The sequence below is a fragment of the Acinetobacter sp. AOR43_HL genome (assembly GCF_027854635.1).
Lineage (GTDB): Bacteria > Pseudomonadota > Gammaproteobacteria > Pseudomonadales > Moraxellaceae > Acinetobacter > Acinetobacter pittii.
The window spans coordinates 1-11486 of the sequence record NZ_JAKTHX010000025.1 but is presented as its reverse complement, the minus strand read 5'-3'; the positions used below and the strand labels follow the sequence as shown (position 1 = coordinate 11486).

Here is an 11486-nt window from a genome sequence, read left to right as displayed (position 1 = left end):
ACTCACATTGTTGGTTGTGAGCTGAACAGCGCGTATTTGTAAGGTTTTAGCATCTATACCCATATGTAATTTACGCCATTGGCGACGATATTCAGACTGATGTTTTTTACGCTTCCATTCACCCTCACCTAAGAATTTCAGACCTGTAGAGTCAACGATTAGATACAGTCCATCACAACTTTTTTGATAGCTAATCACAATATCAATATGCTGTTGTCGTCTACAAATTGTAGTGTAGTCTGGCGCTATCCAATTTAACCCACAAAGATGGATGAGACTTTGAACAAAGCCAGTGACCATGCGTAAAGACAATCGGAAGAGAGATTTAATCATTAGGCAGCATTGGATAGCTGCGTCGGAGTAAGTTTGATTTCGTCCTTGTTTGCCTTTTGATGGGGCATACCATTGCGTAGCAGGATCAAACCAAATGGCAATATTTCCACGATTAATGAGAGCTCGGTTATATGAAGACCAATTGGTTGTGCGATAAATTTTAGGTGTCGACTTATTCATTTGAAAATTATATTGTGGAATAAGCCTTTAGAGATAGGTTTGTGCAACAAAGCCATTTCGAAGTGCTGAGCAACCGCTCGAATAGATTGGCCTTCTTCAAGCTTGGCTAATATTTTCTTTCTAAAATGTATTGTATTGGTATCGGTATTGTATTGGTTTTTTTGCGTGCTTACTATACGTTGTCTGGGGCAACGGAAGTGTTTCGACCCGACTCTGGAACGCGATCCGCAGCGACGACTAGGCAATTCCGCACGTTGGCCTGATCAGGTCGCCCCGCTGCACCTTGTCTGAGCAGTCGACCTGCATCAATGGGGCGGGAGATCGCTGTACATTGAATGTTGATATTCTTTCCTGATAAGCGCAGTATCTTACAAAGTCTTGCAAGGATTTCCTTGGCCGGAACCGCAAAGCGACGCGATTGGAGAGGGCGAAATGAAAGCGCACCTACAGGTGATTTTCACGCTCGATGAATTGGCAGCGTACTTGAAAGTCGGCAAGCGGAGTGAGCGAGAGTCTTCAATTTTTCTTCTGGAGGTGTGACATGGACATTGATTTCAAGAAATTGGCTCCCTGGAACTGGTTCAAAAAGGAGCAGGAAGAACAACAGAGCACTGCCTCGCTGCCGGTGCAGCGCAATGACCTGCAGGTGTCGGGTGGGCCCGTCAGTCCCATCCTGCAATTGCATCGCGAGATCGACCGCCTGTTCGACGACGCGTTTCGAGGCTTCGGTTTCCCGACGCTGGCCATGCCACGCTGGCCGTCGGACTGGCCGGGCATGCTGAAGCCGGCGCTGGACATCCAGGAGACCGACAAGCAGTACAAGATCGCCCTGGAAGTACCCGGCGTCGACGAAAAAGACATCCAGATCACGCTCGACAACGACGTGCTGCTGGTGCGCGGTGAAAAGCGTCAGGAGCAGGAAACGAAAGACGGCGGTTTCCACCGGGTGGAGCGCTCCTACGGTAGCTTTCAGCGCGCTCTGAACCTGCCGGCCGATGCCAACCAGGACACGATCAAGGCCGCTTTCAAGAACGGCGTGCTCACGATCACGATGGAAAAGCGCGAGGCCAGTACGCCCAAGCAGGGGCGCTCGATCCCGATCAACGGCTGACGCGGGGCAGCGCGTTTTTCTCAAAAACCAAAAAGAAATGAGGCACCGTGATCGGCGGTGCCTCTTCAGATCAATCTTTACAGGAGTATCAGCATGGACAGAAAACAATGCCAGGTCTGCGGCCAACCCGCCACCGTGCGGGTGGAAGCCAATCTCAACGGTCGTCACAGCACCATGCTGTTGTGTGACGACCATTACCGTCAACTGGTGCGCCAGCAAAAGCGCACCGTCTCGCCGCTGGAAGCCTTGTTCGGCTCGCGCAGCGGCCTATTCGAGGACTTCCTCGGCAGTGACTTCTTCCGCATCGGCGACGACGCGACGCCGATGGCCGCCGATACCGATGACGTGGTCGATGCCTCGTTCGGCGAGCCCGCCGCCGCAGGTTCGGGTGCGCCGCGCCGTCGCGGCAGTGGTTTGGCCAGCCGCATCAGCGAACAGTCGGAAGCCCTGCTGCAGGAGGCCGCCAAACACGCTGCCGAATTTGGCCGCGCCGAGGTGGATACCGAACATCTGCTGCTGGCGCTGGCCGACAGCGACGTGGTCAAGACCATCCTGGGTCAGTTCAAGATCAAGGTCGATGACCTCAAGCGGCAGATCGAGTCCGAGGCCAAGCGCGGGGACAAGCCGTTCGAGGGCGAGATCGGCGTGTCGCCGCGCGTGAAGGATGCGCTCAGCCGCGCTTTCGTGACCTCCAATGAACTCGGCCATTCCTATGTCGGTCCGGAGCACTTCCTGGTCGGTCTGGCCGAGGAAGGCGAAGGGCTGGCCGCCAACCTGCTGCGCCGTTACGGCCTGACGCCGCAGGCGCTGCGCCAACAGGTCAGCAAGGTGGTCGGCAAGGGCGCCGAGGATGGCCGCGCCGAGACGCCGACCAACACGCCGGAACTCGACAAGTACTCACGTGACCTGACCAAGATGGCGCATGACGGCAAGCTCGACCCGGTGATCGGCCGTGCGCAGGAGATCGAGACCACCATCGAGGTGCTGGCCCGGCGCAAGAAGAACAACCCGGTGCTGATCGGCGAGCCGGGCGTGGGCAAGACCGCCATCGTCGAGGGGCTGGCGCAGCGCATGGTGGCCGGTGAAGTGCCCGAGACCTTGCGCGACAAGCGCCTGGTGGAACTCAATATCAACGCCATGGTGGCCGGCGCCAAGTATCGCGGCGAGTTCGAGGAGCGCGTGCAAAAGGTGCTGAAGGAGATCTCCGAGCACCAGGGCGAGCTGATTCTGTTCATCGACGAGGTGCACACCATCGTCGGTGCCGGCCAGGGCGGTGGCGAAGGCGGGCTGGACGTGGCCAACGTCTTCAAGCCGATGATGGCGCGCGGCGAGCTGAACCTGATCGGCGCCACCACGCTCAACGAGTACCAGAAATACATCGAGAAGGATGCCGCGCTGGAGCGGCGCTTCCAGCCGGTGACGGTGCCCGAGCCGACAGTGGCACAGGCCATCATGATTCTGCGCGGCCTGCGCGACACCTTCGAGGCGCACCACAAGGTCAGCATCTCTGAGGACGCGATCATCGCGGCGGCTGAGTTGTCCGACCGCTACATCACCGCCCGCTTTTTGCCCGACAAGGCCATCGACCTGCTCGACCAGGCGGCCGCGCGCGTGAAGCTGTCGGCCACGGCCCGGCCGGTGGCCGTGCAGGAGCTGGAGTCCGAACTGCACCAGCTGCGGCGTGAACAGGATTACGTGGCCGCGCGCAAGCAGTACGACAAGGCCGCCGAGCTCGGCAAGCGCATCGAGGCCAAGGAGGCCGAGCTCAAGAAGCTGATCGAGGGCTGGGAGCGGGAGCGGGCCTCTGGCAGTGCCGAAGTCAAGGCAGAACACGTGGCCCAGATCGTTTCGCGCCTGACCGGCATCCCAGTCAACGAGTTGACGGTGGAAGAGCGCGAAAAGCTGCTGCACCTGGAACAACGGCTGCACGAGCGCCTAGTGGGACAAGACGAGGCGGTCCGTGCCGTGGCCGATGCCGTGCGGCTGTCTCGCGCGGGCTTACGCGAAGGTAGCAAACCGGTGGCTACCTTCCTGTTCCTGGGCCCGACCGGGGTGGGCAAGACCGAGCTCGCCAAGGCGCTGGCCGAGTCCATCTATGGCGATGAAGGTGCGCTGCTGCGCATCGACATGTCCGAGTACGGGGAACGCCATACCGTGGCACGTCTGGTGGGGGCGCCTCCAGGTTACATCGGTTACGACGAAGGCGGTCAGCTCACCGAGAAGGTGCGGCGCAAGCCCTACAGCGTGTTGCTGCTGGACGAAATCGAGAAGGCTCACCCCGACGTCTACAACATCCTACTGCAGGTGTTCGACGACGGGCGGCTCACCGACGGCAAGGGCCGGGTGGTGGATTTCACCAATACCATCATCATCGCCACCTCGAACTTGGGCTCGGACATCATCCAGCGTCGGCTGAAGGCCCGTGACGCCGCCGGCGAGGAATACGAGAAGACCAAGTTCGAGGTGATGGACGTGCTGCGCGGACACTTCCGCCCCGAGTTCCTCAACCGCATCGACGAGATCATCGTCTTCCATGCGCTGGGCAAGGAGGAGATCCGCCATATCGTCGGCCTGCAGCTCGATCGTGTGGCCCGCAACGCCGCCAGCCAGGGCGTGACGCTCACCTTCGATCAGACGCTGATCGACCATTTCGCGGAAGAAGGCTACAAGCCGGAGTTCGGTGCGCGTGAACTCAAGCGCCTGATCCGCAGCGAACTGGAAACGACGCTGGCGCGCGAGATGCTCGGCGGCGGCATTGGCAAGGGCGATCACGCCAGCGCCCGCTGGGACGACAAGGCCGAACGGGTGGTCTGCGAGTGCCAGGAGCCACCCGCGAAGCCGGCCGAGCCTGAGAAGCCCGATGCCGCGAAGGCGGCCGAGCCTGAGAAGCCCGATGCCGCGAAGCCGGCCGAGACGCCGCCGAGCGACGCGAGCAAGCCTGCGCGCAAGAAGAAGTCAGCGGGCGGCGAATCTTGAGCGATGGGGGCTGTCGTGTCCGACCCCAACGGGCTGACATGGGCAGCCACCCTCGTGCCGCTGGCGGTCACTATCCCCACAGCGGGGCACACGGTCATCTTCAAGCGTGACCCTCGATCGGCCACGCTGTGGGTGCTGCTGATCGCGCTGTTGCCGCTGGGCGGTTCGCTGCTGTATGGGCTGTTCTGCATCAACCGTTACCAGCGGCGGGCGCGGCGGCTGTTTCCGGGGGCAGATCCTGCTGTTCGGCAGGACCTCACGCCTACGATGCCCCAGACCGTATCGGCGCCGTTTGCCGGCCTGGCGCACCTGGTGGGACGTGCCACCGGCCAGTCGCTGACCAGCGGCAAGATCGACAACGCCAAAGCGGAACTCGCCCGAGCACTGAACACCCTGGTGGTGACCTCGGTCGCCTTTCCTCTGACCGTGCTACGGGCCGAAGCCGCGATCGCAAAAGCTGAAAAGCTGGCCGAGACCGACAAGCGCGATGCCAAGCAGAACGAGGAGCTCAGCACCTTGCTGTCGTCCGTGTGCACGGAGATCGAGATGGCGCAGATCCTGGGTTATGGCAAGAAGGCAGACTTCAAACCCATCTTCGATCAGGTGAAGTTCATTGAGCAAAAGTCGGCTGGTGGCAAAAGCGGCAAGGGATGGTTCGACGAGTTGAAGACGCGCATCCAAAAGCTGTTTTGAGGTGATGAAGGGGCTGACTGCTCTGTCGGTCAGTCTCGCGATGTTCGCATTCAGCCCCAATAGATTCGCCTATTTTCACTATCTCATACGAGGTATATCACCATGAATGAGCAAACACCGAATCCCAATGCGACGAACGAAGGAATAAACGAACAGGCCGCGGTAAGCAGCCTTCCTGTCAGTCCAGAGGCCAAGCCTGAAGTCGTCACGGAGGTACAGCCTGAGGTTCAGAAGGAAACGGACTCGCAGGCGGCAGACAAACGTAAACAAGTCCTCGATGAGGCCGTCTCGGCCTTGTCGCTGACCAAATCAGCGCTGGCCGCACTTGACGGCAAGGACACTGCACGCGCATTGGCAACGCTGGCCGAAGTGACGGGAAAGCTGGAGCTGATCGTCGCGCGCGAACCCACGCTCGCCCTGGCCGGCGTTGATGTGCGCACCATCGTGCACGACTTGTTCGCCAACACGGAAACCATTGAGGCGATGACCGACGAGGCGCTGGATGCCCTCAAACATGGCGAGGTGCAACGGGCTCGCCACGTGCTGGCTTTGCTGGCCAGTGAAATCGTGATCACAGTCACCAACATCCCTTTGGCGTCCTATCCCGCAGCCGTGAAGGCAGTCGTGCCGCTGATCGATCAGGGCAAGATCGAAGAAGCCAAAGCCGCGCTGCAGTCAGCGCTCAGCACGCTGGTCGAGGAGCGCAGCGTGCTTCCGCTGCCCGTCCTGCGTGCGAAGCTGCTCCTGAAGCGCGCAGAGCCCCTGGTAGAAGATGGTCAGCGCAGCGAAGCATCCAATGAGCGCCTGGAGACATTGTTGAACGAAGCCCGGCAGCAGTTGGAAATGGCAGAACTGCTGGGCTATGGTAAAAGGAAGGACTTTGAGCCCCTATACGCTGAACTCAAGAAAATCAAGGAAAAGACGGGAGGGGGAGGCTGCGGAAAAGGCTGGCTCGATGAAGTCAAGGCAAAACTGTCCAAGTTGTTCTGAAACCGCTGGAGAGGGGGCGCATAGCGCCCCCTCTCTTGTCCCATGAGTGTTTGATTTTTTATTTTGTATAGATCTTTAGGAGATATTGCATGAACACAGATACCATCGCCAATTCCAATGCGGATGACCCCACCAAAGCACTGTGTTCGCTGAGCCAAAATTGGTGGCTTTTTGTGCTGCGCGGTGTCTTGGCATTGATTTTTGCAGCCCTCGCGTTCTGGATGCCACAATCGGCTCTGTTGGCCATGACCATCATGTTCGGCGCATTTTCCTTGGTCAATGGCGCGTTCAACTTGTTTGCAGCGGTGCGCCATATCCAGAAAAAAGAGCGCTGGGGCTGGCTGCTGTTCAGCGGCATTGTCGGCATACTTACGGGCGTCGTCGTCCTGGTTGCTCCTTGGGTCGCCACGATAGTCTTGGCTTCTTTTTTATGGGCTAGCGTGGGCTTCTGGGCGATTTTCACCGGTGTGCTGGAGATATCCGCCGCCGTTCGGCTGCGTCGGGAAATCAAGGGTGAAATCTGGCTTGCCCTCAGTGGACTGCTCTCGATTATACTTGGCGCTATCGTCTTGTGGATATTTTTTACCCGTCCGGTCGAGTCATTCGTGGCCGCAGGCTGGCTGTTGGGTTTCCATGCGGCAGTCTATGGCGTCACGCTTTTGTTCTTTAGTTGGAGTCTTCGCAAAACGCGCCTGGGGTAAGAGCGTGCCAAACCAAAATCTATGGATATGAGCATCCTCGATTCATACCTCCATAGAAATGACATCGAAGGAGTCATACATGCAGATGCAATATAGCTATCGAGCTATCGACAAAGAGTTTCATGAACCTTGGCAGAGAGCTTTGGGAAATGTGATCGAGCACGCCCTCAAGCCATTGCTCGACAAACACACTAAAGATTCAGCGCAACTTCAAATCATCCTTGATCGCGACAAGATCAAGCGGCAATTTCTGGCCAGTGGCTATATGCACCTGCCCGGCAAAAAGATTGTCAGCGTTACTGCATCACATGACGAGCTGACGCCCCTCGCGCAGATGCTCGCAAAGTCGTTGTTCCGTCAGGCCAAGAAGCATTTTGACCGACTGCATGCTCAGGATCAAATCAAGCGCAAAGCACGACGCGAGCGCTTGCGCGAGCTCAAGGTGCGGATTGCCGCAAAACCCGCATCAGCCGCCCATAAGGCCGAGGTGACCCGAATGCCTCTACTGTCGAAACTTGAGGCTGTCGCAAGGCGTGAGCTGGCTTATCTGCGGGCCGTCGGCGATTTACCGCGCGATTATCCGACGCTACGCGACGTGGTGGATGAAGCGATTGTCCGAGCTGAGGTGGAATGGCAATCCGTGCCGGGGGAAAAAAAGGCTTACACCGGTCTTTTGAAGCATCTGTTCGCCGTCCTGGATAACGAAGTGGCAAGCAGCCGGCAATTTGGCGAATTCGTTTCTCTGGACGCGCCGGTCGAACCGGATGCCCAAGACGTGGCCGAGGCCATGGTGGAAGAGGAAATCTTCGAATTTTATCAGCCCGATGACACACTCAAGCTGGCCGATATCTTCGCTGGCAGTCAGCATCCCGATGTCGCAACGATCGCGGAACAGGAGGAGCTGATTGATCGGTCGAGCGAGTTCGCTTTTGCATTTGACCTGCTGAAGGACATGCCGCGTTTGTGGCGGCGCATTTTTCTGCTTATCCGTGTGGACGGGCTGAATGCCAGCAGCGTCTCTGAAATCCTGCTGATTCCTAATAAGGAAGATGCTGTCCGAAGGTGGCTCATGCAGGCCGAAGCATTCATCGCTGCTCATCTGGAAGAGGCCGGAGTAAGCAAAAACGGGAACGATTGGCTCCAAGGCGTTGATTGGTCGGCATTGTCTGTGACCCGAAGCGAGGCAGCCTCACTGTGGTCCAAGGAGGCGAACCATGAAGAATGATCTTCACCTCGTCTGCCCGCATTGCCAGTCCATCAACCGCGTACCGACTGCGAAGCTATCGGAACATCCCAACTGTGGCCGCTACCAGCAGCCCTTGTTCACGGGCGAGCCCATCGAGTTGACCACGGCGACGTTCTCGCGCCACGTGGAGCGCAGCGATCTGCCGCTGCTGGTCGATTTCTGGGCGCCATGGTGCGGGCCGTGCAAGATGATGGCGCCACAGTTCCAGCAAGCGGCGAACCAGCTCGAACCGAGGATCTGGCTGGCGAAGGTGAATACCGAGGCTGAGCCCCACCTGGCCGCGCAGTTCGGTATCCGCAGCATCCCGACGCTCGCCCTGTTCCAGAGTGGGCGGGAGATCGCCCGTCAGGCCGGCGCGATGGGCACGCAGGACATCGTGCGCTGGACGTCGACGCAAGTGGGACGCTGACCGATGCAGGGCTTGCTTGGTGCTACGTTAATCCTGCTGGCGGCTTGCAGCCTGGCGGCGATGGCGACGGCGGCGTTCAGAGTGCCCGCCTTGCTGGGGTATCTCTCTGTCGGCGTTGTACTGGGCCCCTCAGTCATCGGCGTGATCGCGCCGGGGGAGACGCTGAGCTTTCTGTCCGAGCTGGGCGTGGCGCTGCTGTTGTTCATGGTCGGACTGGAATTTTCCCTCGGACACTTCTGGCTCGCCCGCAGGACAGTGCTGATGGCGGGCGCTCTGCAGATGATCGCCGTGGCCCCGCCGCTGATCCTGCTATTGATGTGGCTGGGGCAGCCCGGCCAGAGCGCCGTGCTGCTCGGCACTGCGGCGGCCATGTCGTCCACGGCGCTGGTCAGCCGACAACTGGCCGACCAAGGCGAGCTCACCACCCGCCACGGCCGCAGTGCCATCGCCGTGCTGGTCTTTCAGGACCTGGCCAGCGTGCCCCTGTTGGCCTTGCTGGCGATCTGGGCGCGCGGCGAGTCGCCGAAGATCGAGCATGTGCTGCTCGAAGTATTCGGTGTGCTGCTGCTGTTCGCGGCAGCGGCCCTCGCCTCGCGCCGTCTGTTGCATGGTCTGCTGGGCTGGGTGGCGCGGCGGGGCCACGAGGAATCGTTCGTGCTCGTCTCCTTGTGCGTGGTGGTGGCTGCCGCCGCCGCTGCGCACGCGGTCGGCGTATCCGCCGCCCTGGGGGCCTTCCTCGCCGGGATGGTGCTGGGCGAGAGCGACTTCCGGCACCACATGGAAAGCCACCTCAGGCCGTTTCGCGATGTGCTGTCGGGCCTGTTCTTCGTGACCATCGGCTTGCAGCTGGATGTCGCGCAGATCGTGGCAGCACCGCTGGCGGTACTGGGCTGGCTGTTGGCCTTGGTGCCTCTCAAGATGGGGCTGAACTTTCTGGCTCTGCGCGCAACCCGCCTGTCGGCGCTCGACGCCTGGCGCACAGGCATCGTGCTGGGGCATGGCGGCGAGTTTGCGCTGCTGCTCCTGGGCATGGTCATGCAGCAGCACTTGGTTGCCGCCAACGTGGTGCAACCGATGCTGATCGCGTTGGTGCTGAGCATGGGGTTGGCGCCGCTCCTGATCCGACACCATGACCGTTGGGCGCGGGCATTCAGCCGCTCGGGCGCACTCGGTCAGCCACCGCAGGCCGAAGAAGGCGAAGTCGCCGAGCGGGCGCGGTCGTTGCGCGACCATGTGATCATCTGTGGGGCGGATGAAGTCGGGCTGCTGCTGAGTCGAACGCTGCGTCTGGCAGGCGTGCCGCATTTGCTGCTGGAATCGGACCGCCAAAGGGTCGAAGCGGGTCGTGCGATGGGGGCGCCGGTGTCGTATGGCGATGCCAGTCGGCTCGACACCCTGGCCGCCGCCGGATTGGCCCATGCCCGTCTGGTGGTGCTGACGCTTGTTCGTCCGCAGACGGCCGAGCGCATTGCGCGAGCGGTCCTCGAACGCCGCCCGACCTTGCCCTTGGTGGTGGCCACTGACCGCGTAACGGATGCCCAGCTTTTGCGTAATCTGCCCAATGTCAGGCTGTACCCGTTGTACCTGGCTTTGGGACTGGGGCTGGCCGAGCAGGTGCTGTTGATGCTGGGCATCAATGCCGACTACGTCAACCGCCGGATCGAGGAATTACGGCAGACACTCAGTGAGTCAGGTGGGGATAGACCATGAACGGGCCGGCCATTGGGTTGATGGTGTCGCTACTTGCCAATATTGGCATGGCGGTTGCGCGTGGGGTTTTGCTCGTACCAATCGCCAGAGGCGCGACGAGCTGAAGCTTCGCCAACAAGCGAAAATCGACGACAACGAACGGATCGCCATCGCCCTGGAAGGCGCAGAATTGGGGTTCTGGGAATGGGATATCGCCACCGACAGCTTCAGGCTTTCTGCCCGCAGTCTGGCGATGTTCGGCTTCACCTCCGACGACGAGAAGATTGGCGCCACCCATGCCGCATGGCAAGCGCGTATTCACCCGGAGGATTTACCGGTCGTTCTGGCAAAGGTGCGCGCTTATCAAGAAAACCCGTCGGAGCGATTGGAGTGCGAGTACCGCGTTCGTCATCGATCCGGCGTTTGGATTTGGGTTTTGGATCGCGGCCGATGGCTGGGTGACGCGGGCAGGCAACTGATAGTCGGCACTCTGCTCAACATCTCTTCTCGCAAGGAAATGGAGCAGCAGTTGCTGCGTATGGCGATCACCGACCCCTTGACCGGCTTGTCGAACCGGCGGGCGTTTAACGAGGCTTTGTTGCACAAACCTATCTCTAAAGGCTTATTCCACAATATAATTTTCAAATGAATAAGTCGACACCTAAAATTTATCGCACAACCAATTGGTCTTCATATAACCGAGCTCTCATTAATCGTGGAAATATTGCCATTTGGTTTGATCCTGCTACGCAATGGTATGCCCCATCAAAAGGCAAACAAGGACGAAATCAAACTTACTCCGACGCAGCTATCCAATGCTGCCTAATGATTAAATCTCTCTTCCGATTGTCTTTACGCATGGTCACTGGCTTTGTTCAAAGTCTCATCCATCTTTGTGGGTTAAATTGGATAGCGCCAGACTACACTACAATTTGTAGACGACAACAGCATATTGATATTGTGATTAGCTATCAAAAAAGTTGTGATGGACTGTATCTAATCGTTGACTCTACAGGTCTGAAATTCTTAGGTGAGGGTGAATGGAAGCGTAAAAAACATCAGTCTGAATATCGTCGCCAATGGCGTAAATTACATATGGGTATAGATGCTAAAACCTTACAAATACGCGCTGTTCAGCTCACAACCAACAATGTGAGT

General features: G+C 58.8%; 8 protein-coding genes and 5 pseudogenes. 11 read left to right on the top strand and 2 right to left on the bottom strand.

Features of this window, described 5'->3' with window-relative positions:
• A pseudogene (locus tag MKL33_RS09980) lies at positions 1–513 on the bottom strand (IS5-like element ISAba13 family transposase); the annotation flags it as partial.
• 53 nt (positions 514–566) lie between these two features.
• A pseudogene (locus tag MKL33_RS09975) lies at positions 567–644 on the bottom strand (IS630 transposase-related protein); the annotation flags it as partial.
• A gap of 410 nt (positions 645–1054) precedes the next feature.
• Between MKL33_RS09975 and MKL33_RS09965 the strand changes: the two are divergent.
• From MKL33_RS09965 to MKL33_RS09915, 11 genes and pseudogenes are all read left to right on the top strand, one after another.
• Complete coding sequence (locus MKL33_RS09965; protein ID WP_000350434.1) at positions 1055–1624, top strand: Hsp20/alpha crystallin family protein; 570 nt, start codon at positions 1055–1057, stop codon at positions 1622–1624.
• 93 nt (positions 1625–1717) lie between these two features.
• Complete coding sequence (gene clpK / locus MKL33_RS09960) at positions 1718–4600, top strand: heat shock survival AAA family ATPase ClpK (protein WP_130120071.1); 2883 nt, start codon at positions 1718–1720, stop codon at positions 4598–4600.
• Positions 4601–4603: 3 nt separating this feature from the next.
• Positions 4604–4774, top strand: a pseudogene (locus tag MKL33_RS20675) (PLDc N-terminal domain-containing protein); the annotation flags it as partial.
• Positions 4775–4939: 165 nt separating this feature from the next.
• Positions 4940–5293, top strand: a pseudogene (gene yfdX1, locus MKL33_RS09950) (heat resistance protein YfdX1); the annotation flags it as partial.
• A 102-nt stretch (positions 5294–5395) separates the two neighbouring features.
• The gene (gene yfdX2 / locus MKL33_RS09945; protein WP_002126446.1) at positions 5396–6283 is read left to right on the top strand and encodes a heat resistance protein YfdX2; all 888 of its coding nucleotides are present in this window, start codon (positions 5396–5398) and stop codon (positions 6281–6283) included.
• An 89-nt stretch (positions 6284–6372) separates the two neighbouring features.
• A complete protein-coding gene (gene hdeD-GI / locus MKL33_RS09940) occupies positions 6373–6984 on the top strand; it encodes a heat resistance membrane protein HdeD-GI (RefSeq protein ID WP_004834871.1) in 612 nt (203 codons plus the stop codon).
• Positions 6985–7063: 79 nt separating this feature from the next.
• Positions 7064–8209: a hypothetical protein gene (locus MKL33_RS09935; protein WP_005130191.1), complete on the top strand. Its 1146-nt coding sequence runs from the start codon at positions 7064–7066 to the stop codon at positions 8207–8209.
• Complete coding sequence (trx-GI, locus tag MKL33_RS09930) at positions 8199–8639, top strand: heat resistance system thioredoxin Trx-GI (protein ID WP_004834869.1); 441 nt, start codon at positions 8199–8201, stop codon at positions 8637–8639. Before MKL33_RS09935 ends, trx-GI begins: the two co-directional genes overlap by 11 nt.
• Positions 8640–8642: 3 nt before the next feature.
• Complete coding sequence (locus MKL33_RS09925) at positions 8643–10349, top strand: cation:proton antiporter domain-containing protein (RefSeq protein ID WP_032006326.1); 1707 nt, start codon at positions 8643–8645, stop codon at positions 10347–10349.
• A complete protein-coding gene (locus MKL33_RS09920; protein ID WP_228129001.1) occupies positions 10324–10977 on the top strand; it encodes a PAS domain-containing protein in 654 nt (217 codons plus the stop codon). The genes MKL33_RS09925 and MKL33_RS09920 overlap by 26 nt, the downstream gene beginning before the upstream one ends.
• Positions 10974–11486: pseudogene (locus MKL33_RS09915) on the top strand (IS5-like element ISAba13 family transposase); the annotation flags it as partial. The gene MKL33_RS09920 and the pseudogene MKL33_RS09915, both read left to right, overlap by 4 nt.